General features: G+C 34.6%; 18 protein-coding genes. 11 read left to right on the forward strand and 7 right to left on the reverse strand.

What is annotated here, in order from left to right:
* Window positions 1-5: 5 nt before the first annotated feature.
* The 4 genes from IR010_RS07890 (at window position 6) to IR010_RS07905 (ending at window position 4,889) form a co-directional block, all read left to right on the forward strand.
* Window positions 6-866 (forward strand): class I SAM-dependent methyltransferase, encoded by an 861-nt coding sequence (locus IR010_RS07890; protein ID WP_194602938.1) that lies wholly within the window; start codon window positions 6-8, stop codon window positions 864-866.
* A 236-nt stretch (window positions 867-1,102) separates the two neighbouring features.
* Window positions 1,103-1,669 carry an OmpH family outer membrane protein gene (locus tag IR010_RS07895; protein ID WP_194602942.1) on the forward strand — a complete coding sequence of 189 codons (567 nt, stop codon included), beginning with the start codon at window positions 1,103-1,105 and terminating at the stop codon, window positions 1,667-1,669.
* A 98-nt stretch (window positions 1,670-1,767) separates the two neighbouring features.
* Window positions 1,768-4,047: a helix-turn-helix domain-containing protein gene (locus IR010_RS07900; protein ID WP_194602944.1), complete on the forward strand. Its 2,280-nt coding sequence runs from the start codon at window positions 1,768-1,770 to the stop codon at window positions 4,045-4,047.
* 83 nt (window positions 4,048-4,130) lie between these two features.
* The gene (locus IR010_RS07905) at window positions 4,131-4,889 is read left to right on the forward strand and encodes a hypothetical protein (protein WP_194567553.1); all 759 of its coding nucleotides are present in this window, start codon (window positions 4,131-4,133) and stop codon (window positions 4,887-4,889) included.
* Window positions 4,890-4,924: 35 nt separating this feature from the next.
* Here the strand turns inward: IR010_RS07905 and IR010_RS07910 are convergent, their stop codons facing one another.
* Window positions 4,925-5,368 (reverse strand): hypothetical protein, encoded by a 444-nt coding sequence (locus IR010_RS07910; RefSeq protein ID WP_194567551.1) that lies wholly within the window; start codon window positions 5,366-5,368, stop codon window positions 4,925-4,927.
* A 130-nt stretch (window positions 5,369-5,498) separates the two neighbouring features.
* Window positions 5,499-6,458 (reverse strand): SPOR domain-containing protein, encoded by a 960-nt coding sequence (locus IR010_RS07915; RefSeq protein WP_029271309.1) that lies wholly within the window; start codon window positions 6,456-6,458, stop codon window positions 5,499-5,501.
* 257 nt (window positions 6,459-6,715) lie between these two features.
* Between IR010_RS07915 and dprA the strand changes: the two genes are divergently transcribed.
* Entirely contained in the window at window positions 6,716-7,816 is a 1,101-nt protein-coding gene (gene dprA / locus IR010_RS07920; protein WP_194602947.1) for a DNA-processing protein DprA, read from the forward strand.
* A gap of 79 nt (window positions 7,817-7,895) precedes the next feature.
* On the opposite strand, the gene trpS is transcribed toward dprA, so the two are convergent.
* The gene (trpS, locus tag IR010_RS07925; RefSeq protein WP_194602950.1) at window positions 7,896-8,870 is read right to left on the reverse strand and encodes a tryptophan--tRNA ligase; all 975 of its coding nucleotides are present in this window, start codon (window positions 8,868-8,870) and stop codon (window positions 7,896-7,898) included.
* 201 nt (window positions 8,871-9,071) lie between these two features.
* Between trpS and IR010_RS07930 the strand changes: the two genes are divergently transcribed.
* On the forward strand, window positions 9,072-9,827 hold the full coding sequence (locus tag IR010_RS07930) for a lysophospholipid acyltransferase family protein (RefSeq protein ID WP_029271303.1): 756 nt from the start codon (window positions 9,072-9,074) through the stop codon (window positions 9,825-9,827).
* Between the two features lie 567 nt (window positions 9,828-10,394).
* Here the strand turns inward: IR010_RS07930 and recA are convergent.
* The 4 genes from recA to IR010_RS07950 form a co-directional block, all read right to left on the reverse strand.
* A complete protein-coding gene (gene recA / locus IR010_RS07935) occupies window positions 10,395-11,402 on the reverse strand; it encodes a recombinase RecA (protein ID WP_029271301.1) in 1,008 nt (335 codons plus the stop codon).
* Between the two features lie 162 nt (window positions 11,403-11,564).
* A complete protein-coding gene (locus IR010_RS07940; RefSeq protein ID WP_029271300.1) occupies window positions 11,565-12,074 on the reverse strand; it encodes an acyl-CoA thioesterase in 510 nt (169 codons plus the stop codon).
* Between the two features lie 35 nt (window positions 12,075-12,109).
* On the reverse strand, window positions 12,110-12,493 hold the full coding sequence (locus IR010_RS07945; RefSeq protein WP_029271298.1) for a hypothetical protein: 384 nt from the start codon (window positions 12,491-12,493) through the stop codon (window positions 12,110-12,112).
* Between the two features lie 7 nt (window positions 12,494-12,500).
* The gene (locus IR010_RS07950) at window positions 12,501-13,649 is read right to left on the reverse strand and encodes an ATP-binding protein (RefSeq protein ID WP_194567545.1); all 1,149 of its coding nucleotides are present in this window, start codon (window positions 13,647-13,649) and stop codon (window positions 12,501-12,503) included.
* Between the two features lie 431 nt (window positions 13,650-14,080).
* Between IR010_RS07950 and IR010_RS07955 the strand changes: the two genes are divergently transcribed.
* From IR010_RS07955 to IR010_RS07975, 5 genes are all read left to right on the forward strand, one after another.
* The gene (locus IR010_RS07955) at window positions 14,081-14,533 is read left to right on the forward strand and encodes a hypothetical protein (RefSeq protein WP_029271295.1); all 453 of its coding nucleotides are present in this window, start codon (window positions 14,081-14,083) and stop codon (window positions 14,531-14,533) included.
* Between the two features lie 203 nt (window positions 14,534-14,736).
* Window positions 14,737-16,029: a hypothetical protein gene (locus IR010_RS07960; protein WP_029271293.1), complete on the forward strand. Its 1,293-nt coding sequence runs from the start codon at window positions 14,737-14,739 to the stop codon at window positions 16,027-16,029.
* Between the two features lie 104 nt (window positions 16,030-16,133).
* A complete protein-coding gene (locus IR010_RS07965) occupies window positions 16,134-16,547 on the forward strand; it encodes a hypothetical protein (protein ID WP_029271291.1) in 414 nt (137 codons plus the stop codon).
* Window positions 16,544-17,983 carry a gliding motility protein SprC gene (gene sprC / locus IR010_RS07970; protein ID WP_194602953.1) on the forward strand — a complete coding sequence of 480 codons (1,440 nt, stop codon included), beginning with the start codon at window positions 16,544-16,546 and terminating at the stop codon, window positions 17,981-17,983. The genes IR010_RS07965 and sprC overlap by 4 nt, the downstream gene beginning before the upstream one ends.
* A gap of 1 nt (window position 17,984) precedes the next feature.
* The gene (locus tag IR010_RS07975) at window positions 17,985-22,613 is read left to right on the forward strand and encodes a type IX secretion system membrane protein PorP/SprF (protein WP_194602956.1); all 4,629 of its coding nucleotides are present in this window, start codon (window positions 17,985-17,987) and stop codon (window positions 22,611-22,613) included.
* Window positions 22,614-22,751: the final 138 nt, after the last annotated feature.

The following is a 22,751-nucleotide window of genomic DNA, read 5'->3' on the forward strand; positions in this document are numbered from 1 at the left end:
TAAAAATGGACGTTTTAAACAAAAAACATTTTCTTACTGTAAAAGACCATTCTGTTTCTAAAGAAATTTTCGAATTGTATCATGACGAAAATTTAGACATGCTGATTACATCGCCACAACCTAATTTAGAAAATCTAGGAAAATATTATGAAAGCGAGGATTATATTTCGCATACAGATAATAAACGTTCATTATTTGAAAAAGCATATCATTTTGTAAAAAATATTGCCTTAAAGAATAAACTAAATTTGATCAATAAAGAACAATCTCGCAAAGGCAGAATTTTAGACATTGGTGCCGGGACAGGAGATTTTTTATTAACAGCAAAAAATGATGGCTGGGAAACTGTTGGAGTAGAACCAAGTGAGAGAGCAAAAAATATTGCAATTCAAAAAGGAATTTCTTTTGTAAATGAAATTAGCGATCTTGAAAGTAATTCTTTTGACGTGATTACAATGTGGCATGTTTTAGAACACGTTCCAAATTTAGAACTTCAAATTCAGGAATTGAAACGACTATTAAAACCAACTGGAACATTAATTGTTGCGGTTCCAAATTTTAAATCGTACGACGCAAAACATTATAAAGAATTTTGGGCAGCTTTTGACGTGCCGATTCACTTTTGGCATTTCTCAAAAAAAGCCATTCAATCTCTTTTTGAAAAAGTCGACATGAAGTTAGAAAAAGTACTTCCAATGAAATTTGATTCTTTTTATGTGAGTTTGTTATCTGAAAAATACAAAACCGGAAAAATGAATTTCGTCAGGGCATTTTTTGTCGGCTTAACGTCAAATTTGAAGGCGAGCAGTACAAAAGAGTATTCATCGCATATTTACATCTTAAAAAACAAGCAAAACGTAATTTAAGCGTATTTAAGCTGTTTTTTTGCCTTGATTGAGGTGGAAATATGGCTTTTTTGAGAAGTTGTTTCTAATAAAAGCTATTAAAGCCAGTTTTAATAGTGTTGAATTATTGACATTTTTCTTTCCATAAATAAAAACAATATCATAAAATTCTAGCATTTTTTAAACTTTATGTCAATGCTATTTATTTTTTTATATTTTTGTCTTCAATACTTAAAAAAAAATTAGAAATTTAGAAAATGAAAAAAGCATTAGTAATTATCGCACTTTCAATTTTAGTTGTTTCGTGTAATAAGGCAACGGAAGTTAAGGAAGTAAAAACAGCTTACGTAGATACTTCAGTTTTGATGAATGAGTACAATGAATCAAAAGATCTTGAAGCTAAATACAAAGCTCAAGCAGAAGAAAAGGGAAGACAATTACAAGCCGAAATTACTCGTTTTAAACAAGACGCTGCTAATTTTCAAAGTCAAGCACAAGCTAATGGTCAGGCTTGGGCACAACAAAGAGGTGCGGAACTGCAAAAAAGAGAGCAGCAGTTGGGTTATGCTCAACAAGCTTTATCTCAACAATTGCAACAAGAAATTGGTGTAGAAAGAGATTCTTTGATAAGTGGAGTTAAAAAATTCATTAAAGACTACGGAAAGAAAAACGGTTACTCTTATATTTACGGAACAGGAGATGCTGCAACTATTTTGTATGCAGAGGAGAAGTTTGATATCACAAAAGATTTGATTAAAGCTTTGAATGAAAAATACAAAGCAACTCCAAAAACAGATGCTCCTAAAGAAGAGGCTAAAAAATAACTGCCAAGTTAACTAACTATTTAAAAACCTAAATCTTAAGAGATTTAGGTTTTTTCTTTTATAAAAATGCGATACTTTTAGTTTTCAATATACGCCAAATGCAAAACGTTTCAGAAGCAGCAGCTTACACCTTACAATTCATTAATCAAACACAAAAATCTATCTTTCTGACTGGTAAAGCCGGAACAGGTAAAACCACTCTTTTGCGCGAAATTATCGCCACCACTCACAAAAACACTGTAGTTGTAGCGCCTACTGGAATTGCGGCCTTAAATGCTGGCGGTGTAACGATTCATTCGATGTTTCAACTGCCATTTTCGGCTTTTATTCCTTCGTATGAGAATAATTCACAGTTTACTGAAACAGTAAAATTTGAGAATAAAGAAACGTTGAGAAGACATTTCAAAATGAATAATGTCAAGCGAAATGTCATAAAAAACATGGAGTTGCTGATTATTGATGAAGTAAGTATGCTTCGTGCTGATTTGCTGGATGCTATAGATTTTATGATGCAGACAGTCCGTAAAAACACACGCGCTTTTGGAGGCGTTCAGGTGCTTTTTATTGGCGATTTATTGCAGCTGCCACCAGTAATTCGGGATGAAGAATGGCGCACTTTACGCAATTTTTATAAAGGAAAATTCTTTTTTCATTCGCATGTAATGCAGCAAAATCCACCGTTGTATATCGAATTATCTAAGATTTACCGCCAGACAGATGATAAATTTATATCTGTTTTGAACAATCTTCGAAACAATCAGATTACACCTCAGGATATTGAGATTTTAAACGAATATGTAAAACCAGATTTCGATTTAAAAAATAATAAGGGCTACATCACATTAACGACGCATAATGCGAAGGCTGATTCTATGAACGAACAGGCAATTAGTGATTTAGCAGGAAATGAATATACTTTTCAGCCTTTTGTGGTGGGTGATTTTCCAGAGAAAATTTTTCCGGTTGAAGAAAATTTAAAACTAAAAGTAGGTGCTCAGATTATGTTCGTAAAGAATGATTTATCTTTTGAAAAGCGCTATTTTAATGGAAAAATGGGCGTTATCAAGTCACTTTCACCAGAAGAAATCTTCGTGCATTTTCCGGAAGAGAACAAAACAATTGAAGTTGAAAAATACGAGTGGAAAAATATACGTTATAAAGTAAATGAGCTCACAAAAGAGATTGAAGAAGAAGTTTTAGGCACTTTTGCGCATTATCCAATCAAATTGGCTTGGGCAATTACGGTTCATAAAAGTCAAGGTTTAACTTTTGAGAAAGCAGCGCTTGATGTATCGCAAGTTTTTTTGCCAGGACAGGCATATGTAGCATTATCGCGTTTAACGTCTTTAAATGGGCTTATTTTGCTTTCTCCGATACAAATGAATGGCATTTCTAACGATCAAGATGTAATGGACTACGCTTTGAACAAAGCTACCGAAGAAGTTTTAAAGCATTCTTTGCATTTCGAAACTAAAAATTTTATTCATAACTATTTGATTAACAGTTTTAATTGGACAGATCTCGCTCAAGAATGGCGTAATCATCGTTTTAGTTATAATGAAAATGCCGTAAATTCAGAAAAAGCAAAACATTCTGCTTGGGCACATAAACGTTTAGAAATAATGGATTCACTCGTAGATCCAGCTCAAAAATTTATCCAGCAGCTCAATAAAATTTTTAATAAAGAAACTGTAGATTTATTTTTTGTGCAGGAAAGGGTAGTGGCGGCATACGATTATTTCTTTAAGCCAATGGATAAGTTGGTAACAGATCTTTTACAGAAAATGGCTGAAATTCAGAAATTTAAAAAAGTAAAAGAGTTTTATGAAGAATTAGCTTTTCTAGATGATCTTCAAACGAAAGCCGTTTTGCGTTTAATGAAAGCCAAACTGCTTATAGAAATTGTGGTGGCTGGAGAACCAATTTCTAAAGAAAAACTAACATCACCCGAGATTAAGAATTTCAAAACGGATAAAATTTCGAAAATTCGGGAGGAGTTTAATATGAGCAATACTGATATTTTTAAACTCGATGAACCTGTTGTGCGTTACGTGGCGAAAAAACTCGATAAAAATGAGCCAAAATCCATAAAAAAGACCACTGTAGAAGAAACGCATGAACTTTGGCTCGAGAAAAATTCTATTGAAGATATTGCACGTATTCGAAAACTCACAGTCCAAACCATCGAAATGCACTTAGTCAAATTGATTCAAGCCAAAAAAGTTGATATTTCTGATGTGCTGCCGTACGATAAAATCTTGGCACTTCGTGATGCTTTTGAGTTTTATCAGGAAGAATCTTTGAACGGATTAAAAGAAAAACATGGAGATGAATTTACGTGGGATGAACTTAAAATGTTCAAAGCCAGCATAAATTGATTTTAAATTTTGTATCTTAGGTTGACAATCTAAAAACGTAGATTTAAAAGCTACTCGTAAAAACATTATGTAAAATAGAAAACATGAAAAAGTTAATATACATTGCATTACTTATTTTTTCACTGCAGAATGCTGTAAGTCAGGATTTAAAACCAGAATATCAAAAGTTCGTTAAAAGCTTTATCGCAAATGTAAAAAGTAATAACAAAGCTGGAGTTGCTTCTTTTATCTCTTTTCCGCTCAGTCGTGAATATCCTATTCCTGCTGTTAAAAACAAAGCTGAATTTTTAAAGAGATATGATCAAATTTTTGATGCTGCTTTAAAAGCAGAAATAGTAAAATCGAATCCGGCGAAAGATTGGTCTGAGGTTGGCTGGCGCGGTATTATGCTGAATCAGGGTACATTATGGATTGATACTGACGGAAAAATTATAAGTATCAATTACCAATCTAAAGCAGAGACCGCTCTTAAAAATAAGTTGATCTCTGGAGAGAAAACAAAATTACATTCATCTATTGCGACTTTCAAAAAACCGCTTTATATTTTAGAAACATCAAAATTCCGAATAAGAATTGACGATTTAGGAAATGAAAATTACAGATACGCTTCATGGTCAATTAAAAAATCCATGAGCGAAGAACCGGATTTAATAATTTCTAACGGAAAATGGATTGCAGATGGAAGTGGAGGAAACAGCAAATTCAATTTTAAAAAAGGTGCGTATCTTTACGAGTGCTACATTATTGTTTTGGGCACTTCAGATTCGCCGCCAGCTTCACTCACGATTTACCAAAACGGTGAAGAAATACTTTCTCAAGATGCAATCATTGTTCCACGATAAACAAAAAACCCAATTCAATGAATTGGGTTTTTTGTTTACAGCGATGAAATAACCTTTTCGAGCTCTTTTTGCTGTGTTATTTGCGTCAATTTAAGTTTTTGAATACTTACCTCGTTTTCTTTAGTTTTTATTCTTTGTTTTTGAATTTCTTCATCAGAAACCGAAGTTGTTGTTATTTTACTTTCGATCTTTTGATTTGCAAGTTCCAATTTGCTGATTTTTTCTTTTGTTGATTTTAAATCATTTTCAGATTTAACGAGGTTTTTCTTCTTTGTTTCAACTTCTTTTTGTTGTTTCTTTAAGTCTGAAATTTTGTCGTCAAGTCTTTTATGATTCTCTTCTGAAATTCTTCTTGCTTCATTTTCTGAATTTCTAAATTCAATTTCCTGAGTTTTCTGGTCTTTGAATTGTTGTGCAAAAAAAGACTGAGAACTCATCGCTAAAAGTAGAGCTAAACATAATTTTAATGTAAAATTCATTGCGTTATTTTTAATAATAAATAAGCGCAAAAATAGCCGTACAATTATCTGTAGGGAGTATAATGAGGTTTTTAAAAAGATAAAATAAGACAAAAAAAATCCTATTCGGCTGAATAGGATTTTTAAAATTTTATAGATTTTCGATGAGAATCCAAGCATCTGGATTTTCGCCTTTTTGTATTTCTTTTTGTGCTTTTTCGGCTTCAGCCATTGTTGCGTAGCTTCCGTACAAAACAGGAAATAATCCGTGTTTGTTTTCTCCCAGCATTCTTGCTTGGTAACCATCCTTAATTAGTTGGTTATACGCTTTTCTTGCATTTTGTTCGCTTCTGTAAGCCCCAGCCATAATATGGTAAGGCATTACTTTTTCAGCCATTTCTACTTTTGCAGAGTCAACTGAAAGTGTTACTGCAGGCAATGGATTTTGGATAAAAAATGTAGCTTCCTGAATTTTGTTTTGTACTTTTTTCTGAACAGCACTTTCTACAATAAGTGTTTTGCTGTCGATCTGATTTTGATACAGAGGATATCCAATGCTTCCTGTGATTCCAAGTCCTAAGACAAAAAATGCAGCATATTTTAAAAGAGAATTTGATGATTTTTCTTCGTCCTCATATAATGCAACTGTTTCTTTTTCTGTAATTTTCTCGATTTTTTTCTCGAAGATCTCTTTTTTTACAATTGGAGAAACAAACGGGCTTAATCCAAAAGAAGTCGCCAAATAGTTAGTTTGATCGTTTGGTGTAAAAATGATATTTTTTTCGGAATTAAAACGAATTTCTCCAATATTCTTCAAACTGATTGAACCTCCTTCTTCTAAGGTTTTCTTCCAGCTTAAAACTTCGAATGCGATTGCGCTGACAGCAAAACCATATGATGTTTTTTCTGAGTGAGCGATATGATTAGCCAACAGTCCATCATTGTTTTTAAGATGACTGTTAAAAGAGAGCATTTTTTTAGGCGGAAAAAACGAATTTGTGCTTTCATTCAGCTGTGCCGATTGAATTTCGGTTAAAAATGCTCCAAAGCCTGGAACCGTTACACACTGATAACGATATAATAACTGTGCTATATAAGTTTCGATTTTCATAGTAACAAAGTTATGCAACGAATATAGTTATCAAAATTTTATTCACAATTTTTATTAACAATTCGAATATTTTTATATACAATTAATTTTCAATTAGTTAAATAAATTTAGTGTTTTATTAAAACTCCTGCGAAATGTTTAATTATTTATTTTTTGAAAGAATTTACTTCTAATTTATATATTTGCCGTTCTTAAAAATCGATTGCAAAATGTTGATTTCAAAAATTTTTCGCCACGCTTAACACAATTTAAAAGCCATGTCAGATCAAGAATTATTTTATTTATTAGCCTTATTAAAAGTGGATGGCGTTGGAGATATTATGGCCAAAAAATTGTTGATGCATTGTGGAAATGCCGAATCTGTTTTTAAAATGAAACCAACTCAAATATCTGGAATTGATGGAGTTGGTTCTGTATTGCTTCGAAATTTAAAAGACAAAACCATTTTTGAAAAAGCCAATCAGGAACTTGAATTTATTAAATCGGACGGTATAAAAGTTTCCTTTTTTAAGGATGAAGATTATCCGGAAAGGCTTAAACATTGTATCGATTCTCCTGTTTTGATTTTTTCGTCTGGGAAAATAAATTTAAAAAACAAAAAATTAATCAGTATTGTCGGGACTCGCCAGATTACTTCGTACGGAACAGACTTCTGCAAAAAATTAATCGAAGATTTAGTACCTCTTGATCCAGTTATTGTAAGTGGATTTGCCTACGGAGTTGATATTGTCGCGCATCAATTGGCGATGGAAAACAACTTGCAGACAATTGGAGTTTTAGCACATGGGTTAAACCAAATTTATCCAAAAACGCACAAAAAATATATTGCAAAAATGGAAGAAAATGGCGGATTTATTACCGAGTTTTGGAGCTCCTCAAACCCAGATAAAGAAAAATTTGTACGCCGAAACCGCATCGTTGCCGGAATGACCGAAGCCACCATTGTTATAGAATCTGCAGATCGAGGCGGATCGCTTATTACCGCGAATATGGCCAACGATTATAACCGTGATGTTTTTGCTGTTCCAGGACGCGTAACAGATAAATACAGCCAAGGCTGTAATGATCTCATTAAAACGCAAAAAGCAAATGTTTTGAGCAGTGCCGCCGATTTAATTTATATGCTGAATTGGGATGTTGAAAATAAAGCAAAACCGATACAAAAACAATTGTTTGTCGATTTAGAACCTGATGAACAAAGGATTTACGATTTCTTGTTAATAAATGGAAAAGAATTGCTGGATGTTATTGCGCTGCAATGCGATTTTCCAATATATAGAATTTCGGGAATTCTTTTGAATATGGAACTTAAAGGTGTAATTAGGCCGTTGCCGGGAAAATTGTTTGAGGCAATCTAATAAAAAAACAATTGTCAAAAATTACAACAATTTTCAAAAATTCATTGATTGAAATTGTTGTAATTCCTGACCCATATTTCTATTTTCCAAATCCAAGAACTTGACGAACTTTTGCCAAAACGCCATCAGCTACAACTGAAGCTTTTGAAGCTCCTTTTTTCAATAGTGCATCTACTTCTTCAAGATTGTTGATGTAGTAATTGTATTTTTCTCTTTCAGTTTTAAATTTTTCTGTAATCAATTCAAAAAGAGCCTGTTTTGCATGACCGTAACCATAATTACCTCCTAAATAATTGGCTCTCATTGCTGCAATTTGGGCATCATCTGCTAAAAGCGAATAAATTGCAAAAGCATTACAAGTATCTGGATTTTTTGGTTCTTCAAGCGGTGTGCTGTCCGTTTCTATACTCATTACTTGTTTTCGAAGTGTTTTATCATCCAAGAAAATATTGATAATATTATTGGCCGACTTACTCATTTTTCCGCCATTCGTTCCGGGAATCAACATACTGTCTTCTTGAATTTTAGCTTCAGGAATTACAAATGTTTCGCCCATTTGATGATTGAAACGGGAAGCCACATCGCGTGTGATTTCTAAATGCTGCAATTGGTCTTTTCCAACCGGAACAAATTCGGCATCGTACAACAAAATATCTGCCGCCATTAACATCGGATAAGTAAAAAGTCCAGCATTCACGTCGTCTAAACGATCTGATTTATCTTTGAAAGAATGTGCTAAAGTCAAACGCTGAAACGGAAAAAAGCAACTTAAATACCAAGTCAATTCGGCTGTTTGAGTTACATCAGACTGTCTGTAAAATGTAACTTTGTCAGGATTTAATCCGCATGCAAGCCATGCAGCAGCAGTGCTATATGTGTTTTCTCTTAAAGTTTTCCCGTCCTTAATTTGTGTTATCGAATGTAAATCAGCGATAAACAAATACGATTCGTTTGCCGGATTGTTTGATAACTCAATTGCAGGAATAATTGCGCCCAATAAATTGCCTAAGTGTGGCGTTCCAGTACTCTGAACACCAGTAAGTATTTTTGCCATTCTCGTTTTTCTTATTCTTTAACTGCAAAGATTGCAAGTTTATTTTTTTTATCCGCAAAGTTCGCAAAGTTTTTCGCAAACTCTGCAAGTTTATTTTACATATAGCGGATTTAAAGTTTATTTTAAAAGAAAAGCCTAATATTCTAAAAATCTAATGAGCTAAGAATCTAAATTAATTTCTCTTTTCTTACATTTGAAACCATGAAAGGAATTAAGATTGTTTTTTGGGTTTTATGGCGCATTTGGTTTTATATTCTGATGGCCATTCCGATATTGATTATGTTGCCGTTTTTGCTGATTTCTATTATATCAGAAAGTGGATATCCGTATTTCTTTAAAATGGCTCGCATTTGGGCTAAATTTATCCTTTTTGGGATGGGTTTTTATTATAAAGTCGAACGTCAAGAGAAATTAATAAAAAACAAAAGCTACATGATTGTAGCGAATCATACTTCGATGACCGACATCATGCTAATGTTGGCAGTAGTTAGAAATCCGTTTGTATTTGTTGGAAAAAAAGAATTGGTTAAGATTCCGTTATTCGGGTTTTTTTACAAACGAACTTGTATTTTGGTTGACAGAAATTCTTCTAGAAGTAAAAATGATGTTTTTAAAAGAGCGCAAGACAGACTAAATCAAGGGCTTAGTATTTGTATTTTTCCAGAAGGAGGAGTTCCAGATGACGAAAGTGTTCTGCTGGATGAGTTTAAAGACGGAGCATTTCGTCTAGCAATTGAGCATCAAATTCCGATAGTTCCGATTGTTTTTGCCGATAACAAAGAGCGTTTTTCATATACTTTTTTAAGTGGAAGCCCAGGAAAAATGCGCGTAAAAGTCCTGCCATTTGTAGAAACAAAAGGATTAGGCGGCGAAAACCGAAAAGATCTTCGGGATCAAATTAGACAATTGATATACAAAGGATTGCTTGAATTTAAAAAAGAGAAACCTAAAAAGTAATTTCCAAATATATAACCCGACAAACCTTAAGCATCAGGATTGTCGGGTTTTCTTTTGAACTAAAATAACCCCTTATTTATATCCAAAATTTATCTGTGTATTATTTTTTCTGAAATAAAACGCAATACTTTTCGTAGTTTTAATTTGGTTTTTTTTCTGTTTTTACTGTACAACACTTCTATTTTCTCTTTCATGACTAAAATATTATGGGTTGATAATAAAGAGTTTTGTCAAACTCAAGTTAACTTCATAATATAAAAGAGAGCTAAAAATCAAAAAGGTTGCGTTAAAATAAACTTTTCCCCAAAAAATAATAAAAACCCGCCAGCACCAAATTAAGCCGACGGATTTTTATTGACATAAACCAACCAAATTTATTCTAAAAAGTCTCTGAAAGTGGTACTTATGGCCAAGTACCAAATCAACTTCTTACGTCTATTTAACTAGATAGCGCTATTGCAAAATGGTTGCGTCATTTTTTTATTTTTTTTGAAATAAAAAACCCGACAAGTTAAAAACATGTCGGGCTGTAAATAAAAAAGCCAGCAATTTGCTGGCTTTATAGTTTTATGCGTTTGCTAATTCTTTGATATGAGCTTTAATTTTTGCTTCTAATTCATCAGCTAATTCTGGATTGTCTTTAATTAGCGCTTTAACCGCATCACGGCCTTGTCCTAATTTAGTATCTCCATAGCTGAACCAAGATCCTGCTTTTTTAACAATCTCAAATTCAACAGCCAAGTCAAGAATTTCTCCAGTTTTAGAAACGCCTTCTCCATACATAATGTCGAATTCAGCAGTTTTAAAAGGCGGAGCAACTTTGTTTTTAACCACTTTTACTTTGGTTCTGTTTCCAATAACATTTTCACCGTCTTTAATTTGAGAAGAACGACGAATATCTAAACGAACAGAAGCATAGAATTTTAAAGCGTTACCACCTGTTGTAGTTTCTGGATTTCCAAACATAACTCCAATTTTCTCTCTCAACTGGTTGATGAAGAAAACAGTACAATTTGTTTTGCTGATTGTACCCGTTAATTTTCTCAAAGCTTGAGACATTAAACGTGCGTGAAGACCCATTTTAGAATCTCCCATTTCACCTTCGATTTCACTTTTTGGAGTCAAAGCCGCAACCGAGTCAATTACCACAATATCAATTGCGCCTGAACGAATCAAGTTTTCTGCAATTTCTAAAGCTTGTTCTCCATTGTCTGGCTGAGAGATGATCAAGTTTTCGATATCTACGCCTAATTTTTCAGCGTAATTTCTATCAAAAGCATGTTCAGCATCTATAAAAGCAGCAATTCCTCCCGCTTTTTGAGCTTCAGCAATTGCATGTAATGTTAAAGTAGTTTTACCAGATGATTCTGGTCCGTATATTTCGATAATTCTTCCTTTTGGATATCCATTTACCCCAAGAGCTAAATCAACACCAAGAGAACCTGAAGAAATAGTTTCTACTTCAACAATGGCTTTGTCACCCATTTTCATTACGGTTCCTTTTCCGTAAGTTTTATCTAGTTTGTCAAGCGTAAGTTGTAACGCTTTTAATTTGGCATCTTTCTCTGAACTCATCTCTTTTTTTTCTTTTTCTTTCATCTAAAATTTTATAATTCTTTCATTCTCAAAACAAATCAGAAATTAATAACGTACTGATTTAGATTTGTATCAGGCTTGTAATGGTGTAAAATTAGTTCTTTTTTTTGAAGTTCATTGTTCCAAATTGTATCAAAATGACTATAAAAACAAAGCCTTTAATTCTGTAGCTTCAGAAGGTTTTATTTTTCCAGCAAGTAATAAACTCAATTGTTTTCTTCGTAAAGCTGCATCGAAACGCTGAATTTCTAGTTCGGTTTCTGGCGCTATTGGCGGCACTTCAACAGGTCTTCCGGTATCGTCAACAGCAACAAATGTATAGATAGCTTCGTTTGCTTTTGTTCTGTTCCCAGATTCGCGGTCCTCTACCCAAACATCAATAAAAACTTCCATCGAACTTTTGAAAGATCTTGAAACCTTTGCCTCAACCGTAACAACACTTCCAAGAGAAATTGCTCTGTTAAAGGCAACGTGATTTACAGATGCTGTAACTACAATTCGGCGTGAATGTCTGCGGGCTGCAATACTTGCTGCGCGATCCATTCGGGCTAATAATTCGCCGCCAAAAAGGTTGTTTAGCGGATTTGTTTCGCTCGGTAAAACTAAATCTGTTAATATAGTTAGAGATTCTGAAGGGTGTTTTGGATTCATTTTTTAATATAAATTTTTAAAATAAGCAAGCTGATTTAATTCAGCCAATAAACAGCCATTACAGCCGGAATAAAATAGATAACAATGGTTCTTGCACCATCGTAATCTTTGGCTAATCGCTGACCGAAAAGCATCATTAACAAACTGATACACGAAAAAATGGCTCCGTAAAAACCAAATTCGCGTCCGCTGTTTGTGAGTAATTGTATAGCACCAACTACGCATAACACCCCAGAAATTAATTCTAAAATTAAAAGGTGAAGCAAAGCAAGCGGCACTTGGTTTTTTAAACGTGTTTTTGCAAAATGTTCTTTAAGCCAGGTAACATTATCATTCCAATAAAATATTTTTTCATATCCTGATTGTAAAAAAGTTAAAGCTAAAAACGCTAAAAGTAAAATAGAGGCAACATTATTCATTTGAAAACTATTTTTTATGAATTAAACGAGTCAATTTTATAGATAAATCGGTTAGGATTATTTTTGCATTTCCGTTTCTTTCAATATGATACATGGCATCTGAAAGCTCTTTGAAAATTTCGTGAATATTATTTCCGTTTACAAAAGGCGCAAAATTTTCAAGTTTAAACTTGTCAACTTTTGGTTCAATATAAACTAAGCTTGGCGTTTCATAATTAAGCAAAAGCGCCTGACGAAACATTTCGATACAAAACTGGATGAATTTTTTTTGGCTTTCGCGTCCAAGAGATGCAATTTCTTCACTCCAGGAAATCAAGTCCTGAATTGCTGCTGCATTTCCTTTTGCTCTAAAAGCGGCGCGAACCCAATTTACAAACCATTGTTCAAAAGGATATTCAGAATCATCTTCTTTTAAAAGATGAATTGCTTTATTGAAATTTCCCTGAGCCTGATGTGCAATTTTTTTAGCCAAATTAGGATCTATGTTTTCCTGAGAAACTAAAGCTTCTGCAATTACTTTTTCTGGTAGTCCATTAAAGTGAATTACCTGACAGCGAGAACGTATGGTTTGAATAATATCTTCTTCGTTTTCAGAAATCAGAATAAATATAGTTTTATCAGAAGGCTCTTCTAAAAGCTTTAATAATTTATTTGAAGCCGCAATGTTCATTTTATCGGCCATCCAGATAATCATAATTTTATACCCGCCTTCGTAAGATTTTAGTGAGAGGGATTTTAAAACTTCCTGTGCATCTTCAACACGAATTTCTCCCTGTTTGTTCTGAACACCAAGAATTTTATACCAGTCAAATAATCCGCCGTATGGCATTTCTTGAATAAATGTGCGCCAATCTTGGATAAAATCTAAACTTTTTGGTTTGGTTTTTACATCTTCGGTTGTAACAGTTGGGTAAATAAAATGCAGATCGGGATGCGAAATGTTTTGAAACTTCAAATTGCAGGAATCATTTCCGTTTGAGTTTTCATCGCCCGTGTTGCTGCATAAAATATATTGAGCGTAAGCAATAGCCGTTGATAATGTACCGCTTCCTTCTGGACCTATGAATAATTGCGCGTGCGGAATTCGTCCAGAAGCTGCACTTTTTATCAAGTGACTTTTGATGTAATCTTGACCTAAAATTTGAGAAAATTGCATGAAGCAAAGATAGAAGAAAATGATGTAGTCAAAAATTTTCGCGCAAAAGTTTATCGAAGCAGTTTTATTTATAGCAGAATAAAAGTTTTTGGGCTATTTTTTTAAGCTTGTTAACCAACTTGTGTTAATAAAGAGATCATTTCGAGGAGATATTAAGACTTTTTTGTTAATAGTTTTTTCAAAAAACCGATTATCGTATGTGTTTTTTGGTTATTAATAGAAATATTTGGCTTTTTTTAATAATTATTGCCTTACAGTTTAAGCCTTAACAAATTTAACAAAAAGCTCGTTAAAACGCATATTTTCTCGACATAAGACTAAATTTTAAGATTTCTTTAAGGTTTTTTTTGAAAAAAGAAATCAATAAAGTTGCAATTTAAGTTAATTTATATATTTTTGTTTTCATAACAACCAATTATAAATAAGAATCTATGAAAGGGAAAATTATTTTTTTAAGTGCACTTTTTTTCTTGACAACTGGCGCTATTTCAGCACAAGCAAAAAATGCTCCAAGAAGTATTATCAGTACAACAGCTCTTATTCGCAAATACCATGATCAAAAAGAATTGAGCGGTATGCAAAAAGGAGAACTTTTAGAGTTGTACATTGAGCGTATTAAAGTTTTAGTTAAGACTCTTCCTTATATTGCTTTGGTTACTAAACCAGGTGTTACTATGGCAGACTTAGGTATTCCGGACGATAGTGAGCACAAAAAAGTATTAGATGCTCAGGCAGTTGGTACTACAACCTTCTTAGATACTACTGTAGATTTTCAGCGAAAAATGATGCCTTATTCAGATAAAGGAAACTTAATTGCTGCAATTTTATTTTACGAAAGCACATTGAAATCATTACACGAATTCAACGAATTGAATGAAATGTAATAAATAAAATATTTTTTAAAACCTTTTTTGAAGTGTTTACGTAATTGGATTGGGTTTCAAGCGTCATTTTTAAAAAGAGATAAAAAACAACTCGTTCTCGATGTGTTCTGATTTAAGCCAGAAAAAATCGAGATGAGTTTTTTCATTTACGCATACGCATACGCATACCCAAATTTATATATTAACCTTAATACCCCCATATCATGAAAAAAATTACTCAAATGATCTGTGTTCTTTTGACAGTTACAAGTATGACTGCTCAGCAAGAAAAAGGAATTATGGGCTATAACAATTGGTTGAACAACTGGACCGAATTTAAGCCTAACAAAGTAGAGTATGGAGAAGCAAACCAAATTTTAGCAGGAAACATTTCTGTTAATACTAAATTGCTGAAGAAGAATATTTATGTTTTGCAAGGAAACGTTTATGTTACAAACAATGCCGTTTTAACAATTGAGCCAGGAACTTTAATTATCGGAGATTTCGAAACTAAAGGAACTTTGGTAGTTACAAAAGGTGCACAAATAGTTGCAGATGGTTTAGAGACTGACCCAATCGTATTTACATCTAACCGCAGCCAGAAAAAAGCTGGAGACTGGGGTGGACTTGTTCTTCTTGGAGATGCTCCAATCAATAAATTTGGAAATGTTGGTTCTTACAACATGGATCTTGATCCTACACTTACTACTTACGGTGGTGACAATGTTGCGGGAAATTCAGGAATTTTAAGATATGTGAGAATCGAATTTGCAGGAAAAAAAGTTAAAGGAGTTGATACTTTTAACGGTTTAACTGTTGCTGGTGTTGGAAACAAAACAATACTTGAAAACGTTATGGTTAGCTACTCTGGTGGTGACTCATTTGCCTTTTTTGGAGGTGATGTAAATGCTACTAAATTAGTGTCTTACAAATCAATTAACGACGATTATAAATTTACTCAAGGTGTTCAATGCCGTTTATTCAACTCATTGGCAGTAAGATCTTCTTATTTATCTAGTAATAAAGACGGATCTCGTTGTTTAGAGGTAAAATCTTTCGAAAAGAAAAATGAAACAGATTTTACTAAAAAACAAACACTTGTTGTTGCTACAAATATTACAATGCTTAACGACAGTGAGAACATCAAAGCCGATATTCAGGCTGGTTTAGTAAAAGAGGCAATTTATGTTGCTGAAACTGCTTCTCTTGAAATGAAGCGCAGTGTGATCTCTGGATTTAACCCTGCTGTTTTATTAGACAGTAAGACAGAGATTAATGATGCCAATCTTAAGAAAATTAAAATTGAAGAAATGTACTTTAACTTATGTAACGGAAATATCTTTACAGAGTATAATTCAAACAATGAAGATTTAGAAAGCTGGTACGGAAACCCTGTGTTTTTCAATGTTATGGCACAAAGTGATAACAAAGAAACATTCATTGATATCTACAATCCTAAAAAACCAGATTTCAGATTACAGTTAGGCAAAATCACAGCATCTAGCGGAAACAGATAGATAGATTTAGATTTTTATTTCAGAGCGTAAATTTTATTAATTAAGTCCCCAGACACAATTTATGTATTCGTCTCGAACAGGACTCAAATAAAGATCAAAACATAATGGCCCCATCTATAAAAAAATATATTTATATTATATTTTTGGTTTCGCCTATTGCATTAAGTTTACACGCACAAAGTAAATCAGAAACAACTACAGTTTCTAATGACTTAGAATGCACTGCAACGGCGTTTAACAGCAACCAAAAGATCGAGATAGCTGATACTGCTTGTATTAGCAAATTAGATAATTCTAATCAGTTTATAGCAGGACTATCCATCCCCAAGGGTAGTCTTGCTATGGCAGCTGATGGAAAAAATCAGACTTTAGAATGCCAAGAAGAATCGTTAATTACAGGCTCTTATTCTGTTCTTGCAAAAGACATTATCGAGAACTATAAGTATGATTTTTCAGAAACATTCATTGATATTTTGTTTTTTGAGAATATAGATTTAGCAAGAAAACGCACTATATGATTCAAAAAACTACTCTATTTTTAACTAAATATTTAATTTTCTTCGGCGCATTATTTGCTTTCGAATCAAACGTTAATGCGCAAACCATTGTGCCACAGCAGTTTGACGGTTTAGAGAAATTATGCGCCGGTGGAAGTTTTAATGAATTTTATGCCACATTTAGTTATGTAGATTTTCCTGCAGGTACAACGTTTGTAGTTGAATTGGTTGATAGTGCAAATAATCCAATTGCAACAACGCTACTTCTTACTACTGATGTTTCAGCAACACAAAAAACGATTAAATACGCCGTACCAACTGATTTAATTGGATCTGATGCTTATGGTTTAAGAGTAAAAAGCTCCACAGGAGTAACGAGTACAAGATTCAAAAATTCTTTAGGAAACACTTCTTTTCCCGCCTATTACAAAGATTACGAAGCTTCTTTCTTTATTAATAACAGAAGCGATGCTGCTATGATATGTTCTGGCGGAAGTCTAACGCTTACGATTAATAACGAAACGCCAACTGTTCCAAATTCATCTCCAGTAAATTATTCAAAAATTAAATACAAGTGGTATAAAGACGATGTTCGAATTACAGGACAAAGCTCTAGTACGTTACTTGTAAATACTACCGGAAAATACTACGCAGAGATTGATTATGGGTTATGTTCTGATGTTAACTTTAGTTCTAATCGTGTTACTGTAACTTCTTCAAGTTCAGGATCTGGAGTTACTGTAACCTCAAGTTTAGGAAACCCTTTTTGTTCAAACGGAACAGGTACAGTTTTAACAGCTACATCTGGAAACAGTTATGTTTGGAAGAAGAATGGCACAGTAATCTCTGGCGAGACAGGTAGAAATTATACTACAAATGAAGAAGCTGTTTATACGGTTGATGTTGATTTTGGAGGATGTAAAGCTACGGGAACAATTGATCTTAAAAACAATAGTTTTAATGCAAGTATTGATGTTGCAGATGAGTTTGAACTTAACGAAGGTGAAACTGTAAATGCTACTGTAACAACAGATGCAACAAGTCCAACTTATGAGTGGTATTTAAACAATACTCTTATTTCTGGTGCAACGACAGACACTTATCTAATAGCCGTTAGAGGTAATTATAAAGTAAAAATTTCGCAAGCTTCAGGATGTATAGCTACAAAAGAATTAGTATTTAAAGTTTTAGGAAATTCAGGCCCTTCAGGAGTTATCCCAAACATTATTAATTTACGAGGAAGAATACCGTATTGGAATATTCCAAATGAATATAAAAATGCAACAACCAACGTCATGATTATAAGTTCGAATGGCGATAAGGTTTTAGATGTCGTCGATTATCAAGGCGACTGGCCCCAGACCTCAATTGATTTTAAAAATGTAAATCCAGTTTATTACTATGTCATTAAAGGCGACGCAGGTGAAAAAAAAGGATCAATAACTGTGATAAAATAATATGAAGAAAATCCTACTATTCATAACTTTATTTTACGGTTTTTCAAATGTACTCTATTCACAGGATGCTCCTGAGAATGGAGTTGTTTCGTTTTCCATACCTATCAGAAATTCTTTAAAGTTTAATAGATATTTAATTAATCCAACATTCAGTTTTGTTCGCGAAACAAATGCGTATGTTAGTTTTTATAATAAAAGACAATGGGTACAATTTGAAGATGCTCCAAATACTTATTTGTTTAATTACTCAGGACGTTTTAGAGAAAATGAAGCATTTGCTTTTGGCTTATTTCAGCAAAATTATGGTTTAATGACCGTTTTTGGCGGAGTAGCGAATTTTGCACACAACATTGTTTTAGAACAGGACAGTAATTTAACTTTTGGTTTAAATGTTGGGGCTTATCAAAGTGGCTTAAACAAAGGGAAAATAATATCAGAGGATGACACCGTTTTAACTGGTGATTATCCATCCAATACAATTCTTACTGTAAATCCAGGTATTAATTACGGGACAGCTTTTCTTGATTTCGGATTAGCAGTAAACAATTTAGTACTTTATAATTTTGGTTCTGGAATGGTTAAAGACGATCCAGAGAGAGCTATTCAACTGCATGCAATGTACACCGGATATATTGATAGTTATGGCTTTTTTGACAGAAGTAAATTTTCTGGAATTGTAAGAACAGAACTTAAAAAAGATAAAACAGTACTTTCAGGTCTGGCGATGATCGCAATTCCGCAAGGAGTTTGGGCTCAAGCTGGCTATAATACATTATACGGAGTTTCTGCAGGATTGGGAGTAAATATTTCTCCTAGCATTGCTATAGAATACAACTACGAAAGAGGAATGGGCAACTTTTCTAATTTAGGTGGTTCTCATGAATTTGCAATTGCCTACAAATTCAAAAGCAAAAATTACTATTACGGTGACGATGAAGAAGGTTCGCTTATTGATCCTGCTAAGTCAAAACCAGTAATGGCTAAAAAATCAACTACACCGGTAACTCGAGTAGATACTGCTGAAAAAGCAAGACTTGCAGCCGAAGCAAAAGCGAAAGCTGATGCAGAAGCCCAACAAGTGAGATTAGCTGCTGCAGAAAAAGCAAAGGCTGACGCCGAAGCCGCAAAAGCAAAATTACTAGCAGACAATAAAGCGAAAGTAGACGCTGCCGAAGCACAAAAACTAAAATTAGCTGCAGAAGCTAAAGCTAAAGCAGATGCTGCTGCTGCTGCAAGAGCCCAAACTGCAACTGCAAACAAAGCAGTTTCGACAGAACAAAAAACACAAGCCCAATTGGCTGCAGATAAAGCTAGAGCTGATGCTGAAGCACGCAGAATAAAATTAGCTGCAGATAATAAAGCTAGAGTAGATGCTGCTGCTGCTGCAAGAGCACAAGCATTAACTGCAAGCAAGACAGCAACAGGAGAACAAAAAACTGCAGCACAGTTAGCGGCAGACAAATCAAAAGCTGATGCTGAAGCACTAAGAATAAAACTTGCTGCAGATAAGTCAAAAGCTGATGCTGAAGCTGCAAAAGCGAAAGCGGCAGCTGCTAAGCCAGAACCACAAAAAACTGCGGCACAACTAGCGGCAGACAAATCAAAAGCTGATGCTGAAGCATTAAAATTAAAATTAGCTGCAGATGCTAAAGCGAAAGCTGACGCTGAAAATGCTGCTAAAGCAAAAGCGGCAAGCGAGCCTGCAACGGCACAAAAAACACAAGCAGAGTTAACAGCTGAAAAAGCAAAAGCTGATGCAGAAGCATTAAAAGTAAAACTTGCTGCTGATGCAAAAGCAAAAGCCGATGCTGCTGAAGCGAAGAGAAAAGCCGATGCAAAAGCGAAAGCCGAAGCTGCTGATTTACAATCAATTTTAGCTGCTGATGCAAAAGCAAAAGCAGACTCAGATGCTTATCAGGCAAAACTGGCCGCTGATGCAAAAGCAAAAGCTGCTGCAGACTCAAAAACTAAAGCGAATATAGACGCCGCAAATAAGGCAAAATTAGCCGCTGACGCGAAAGCAAAAACAGCAGAGGAAGCAGCCTTAAAAGAAAAATTAGCTGCTGATGCAAAAGCGAAAGCGGATGCAGAAGCAAGACAAGCATTAATTGCAGCTGAAGCAAAAGCAAAAGCTGATGCAGAAGCATTGAAAATAAAACTAGCTGCAGATGCAAAAGCGAAAGCTGATGCAGAAGCACTACAAGCGAAACAAGCTGCTGAAGCAAAAGTTAAAGCCGAAGCAGATGCAGTACAAGCTAAACTTGCTGCCGACGCAAAAGCGAAAGCCGATGCAGAAGCATTGCAAGCAAAATTAGCTGCAGATGCAAAAGCGAAAGCTGATGCGGAAGCATTACAAGCAAAACAAGCCGCTGAAGCAAAAGTTAAAGCCGAAGCAGATGCAGTACAAGCTAAACTTGCCGCAGACGCGAAAGCAAAAGCTGACATGGAAGCATTACAAGCAAAATTAATTGCTGATGCAAGAGTAAAAGCAGATGCAGAAGCAACAGCGAAATTAAAAGCTGAAGCAGAAGCAAAACAATTGGAAGAGGCTGAACAAGCACGTCAAGCAAAATTAACTGCAGATGCAAAAGCAAAAGCTGATGCAGAAGCGCTTAAAGCGAAACAAGCAGCTGAAGCAAAAGTAAAAGCTGATGCAGAAGCGCAACAAGCAAAATTAGCTGCAGATGCAAAAGCGAAAGCAGATGCAGAAGCATTGCAAGCTAAATTAGTAGCAGACGCAAAAGCAAAAGCAGATGCAGAAGCGCTTCAAGCAAAACAAGCTGCTGAAGCAAAAGTAAAAGCGGATGAGGAAGCGCGTGTAGCTAAATTAGCTGCAGATGCAAAAGCGAAAGCTGACGCAGAAGCATTACAAGCTAAACTTGCAGCAGATGCAAAAGCAAAAGCGGATGCAGAAGCACTTCAAGCAAAACAAGCAGCTGAAGCAAAATTAGCAGCAGATGCTAAGGCGAAAGCAGATGCAGAAGCATTACAAGCGAAACTTGCAGCAGATGCAAAGGCAAAAGCTGATGCAGAAGCGCAACAAGCAAAATTAGCTGCAGATGCAAAAGCAAAAGCAGATATGGAAGCATTACAAGCAAAATTACTTGCTGATGCAAAAGTAAAAGCGGATGCAGAAGCAACTGAAAGAATGAAAGCAGAAGCAGAGGCAAAACAATTACAAGCAGCTGAAGAAGCCCGCTTGGCTAAGTTAGCTGCTGATGAAAAAGCAAAAGCAGATGCAGAAGCAAAACAAGCTAAACTTGCGGCTGATGCTAAAGCAAAAGCTGACGCAGATGCTCTTAAAGCAAAACTTGTTGCAGATGCAAAAGCGAAAGCAGATGCAGAAGCACTTCAGGCAAAACAAGCTGCTGACGCTAAAGCAAAAGCTGCTGAAGAAGCTCGTCAGGCAAAATTAGATGCTGACGCCAAAGCAAAAGCTGATGCAGAAGCACTTAAAGCTAAACTTGCTGCCGATGCAAAAGCAAAAGCTGACGCAATAGCATTACAGGCAAAATTACTTGCTGACGCCAAAGCAAAAGCAGATGCTGATGCACTTCAAGCGAAACAAGCTGTAGAACAAAAAGCAAAAGCTGACGAGGAAGCGCGTTTGGCAAAATTAGCAGCAGATGCAAAAGCGAAAGCAGATGCAGAAGCTCTACAAGCAAGACTTGCTGAAGAAGCAGAATTGAAAGCGAAATTAGAGGCCGATGCAAAAGCGAAAGCAGATGCAGATGCAGCTGCAAAATTAGCGGCAACTCCAAAAGATGATTCGGCAAAAGAAATTGAGGCTTTATCTAAAGCTATAGAAGCCGCTATTAAAACACAAAAAGAGTTGTATTCACAGTTTACGGCAACAGTAGCAAATAAACAAAAGGACTTAGATGACTTGAGAGAAGAGAATGATTTAAGTGAAAAAGGAATCTACAGAGAGCCTAAACCATTTAAAAGTGTTGCAGCAGAAAACAGTCAGTTAGAAGCTTTCAAATTACAGCTTGCTGAAGCAAATAAAAATTCAAAAGACGAGCTTAATAAACTGACAAATTTATATAACGAAAGACTTAAAAAAGTACCAAATAAAAATGATGCTTTAAACAAGGCTTACCTAGAGAAAATTAATGAACTGAAAGCGGCTCAATTAAAAATGGAGCAGGACAGTGCAGATTTATTAGCGAATTTAGAGCGTATTAAAGCTGAAACTGAAATAGAGAAAAAACGTAGAATTAAACGTGCAGCTTATGAAAATGATCAAGGTAGATATGCACAGGATCTTGCAGCGCTTAAACGTATAAAAGAAACTACCAAAGTAAGCAACACGCCATTAACAGCAAGTGATTTTGATTTTGGTGAAGACCAATCGAATATGCAGATTATCAAGAATATTAAAAATTCTGAAAGTGGTTATTATATGATTATTGCTGTTCACAGCAGTGTTGAAAAAAGAGATCAATTCCTGACTCAGGCTGTTGCAGCAGGACGTTCAGATATTAATTTCTTTTATAATGTAACAACAAGTAAATATTATATCTATTACGAAAAGTTTGATGGTTTACCAGAAGCAACTAAAGCATTAGAAGCAAAAGGAAACAAACCATACAACGGGAAAATGGCTATCGTAAAAGTGGAGAATTAATAGATTATTGTAGAATATAAATAGGAATGATAACTTCTTTTTTAAGAAGGATATATTAAAAATTAAGAATAAATAAGATTACATATTGTTTTTTTGAATGCCCCTTCAAGGGAACAGTTAGTTAAACTGAAACCATAA

The organism is Flavobacterium sp. MR2016-29, assembly GCF_015350695.1.
In the GTDB taxonomy this organism is placed as follows: Bacteria; Bacteroidota; Bacteroidia; order Flavobacteriales; family Flavobacteriaceae; genus Flavobacterium.

What these genes read in the sequence shown, in the direction of transcription:
- IR010_RS07890 (WP_194602938.1), top strand. Translation starts at nt 6, where the DNA reads ATGGACGTTTTAAACAAAAAACATTTTCTTACTGTAAAAGACCATTCT.
- IR010_RS07895 (WP_194602942.1), top strand. Translation starts at nt 1,103, where the DNA reads ATGAAAAAAGCATTAGTAATTATCGCACTTTCAATTTTAGTTGTTTCG.
- IR010_RS07900 (WP_194602944.1), top strand. Translation starts at nt 1,768, where the DNA reads ATGCAAAACGTTTCAGAAGCAGCAGCTTACACCTTACAATTCATTAAT.
- IR010_RS07905 (WP_194567553.1), top strand. Translation starts at nt 4,131, where the DNA reads ATGAAAAAGTTAATATACATTGCATTACTTATTTTTTCACTGCAGAAT.
- IR010_RS07910 (WP_194567551.1), bottom strand. Translation starts at nt 5,368, where the DNA reads ATGAATTTTACATTAAAATTATGTTTAGCTCTACTTTTAGCGATGAGT.
- IR010_RS07915 (WP_029271309.1), bottom strand. Translation starts at nt 6,458, where the DNA reads ATGAAAATCGAAACTTATATAGCACAGTTATTATATCGTTATCAGTGT.
- dprA (WP_194602947.1), top strand. Translation starts at nt 6,716, where the DNA reads ATGTCAGATCAAGAATTATTTTATTTATTAGCCTTATTAAAAGTGGAT.
- trpS (WP_194602950.1), bottom strand. Translation starts at nt 8,870, where the DNA reads ATGGCAAAAATACTTACTGGTGTTCAGAGTACTGGAACGCCACACTTA.
- IR010_RS07930 (WP_029271303.1), top strand. Translation starts at nt 9,072, where the DNA reads ATGAAAGGAATTAAGATTGTTTTTTGGGTTTTATGGCGCATTTGGTTT.
- recA (WP_029271301.1), bottom strand. Translation starts at nt 11,402, where the DNA reads ATGAGTTCAGAGAAAGATGCCAAATTAAAAGCGTTACAACTTACGCTT.
- IR010_RS07940 (WP_029271300.1), bottom strand. Translation starts at nt 12,074, where the DNA reads ATGAATCCAAAACACCCTTCAGAATCTCTAACTATATTAACAGATTTA.
- IR010_RS07945 (WP_029271298.1), bottom strand. Translation starts at nt 12,493, where the DNA reads ATGAATAATGTTGCCTCTATTTTACTTTTAGCGTTTTTAGCTTTAACT.
- IR010_RS07950 (WP_194567545.1), bottom strand. Translation starts at nt 13,649, where the DNA reads ATGCAATTTTCTCAAATTTTAGGTCAAGATTACATCAAAAGTCACTTG.
- IR010_RS07955 (WP_029271295.1), top strand. Translation starts at nt 14,081, where the DNA reads ATGAAAGGGAAAATTATTTTTTTAAGTGCACTTTTTTTCTTGACAACT.
- IR010_RS07960 (WP_029271293.1), top strand. Translation starts at nt 14,737, where the DNA reads ATGAAAAAAATTACTCAAATGATCTGTGTTCTTTTGACAGTTACAAGT.
- IR010_RS07965 (WP_029271291.1), top strand. Translation starts at nt 16,134, where the DNA reads ATGGCCCCATCTATAAAAAAATATATTTATATTATATTTTTGGTTTCG.
- sprC (WP_194602953.1), top strand. Translation starts at nt 16,544, where the DNA reads ATGATTCAAAAAACTACTCTATTTTTAACTAAATATTTAATTTTCTTC.
- IR010_RS07975 (WP_194602956.1), top strand. Translation starts at nt 17,985, where the DNA reads ATGAAGAAAATCCTACTATTCATAACTTTATTTTACGGTTTTTCAAAT.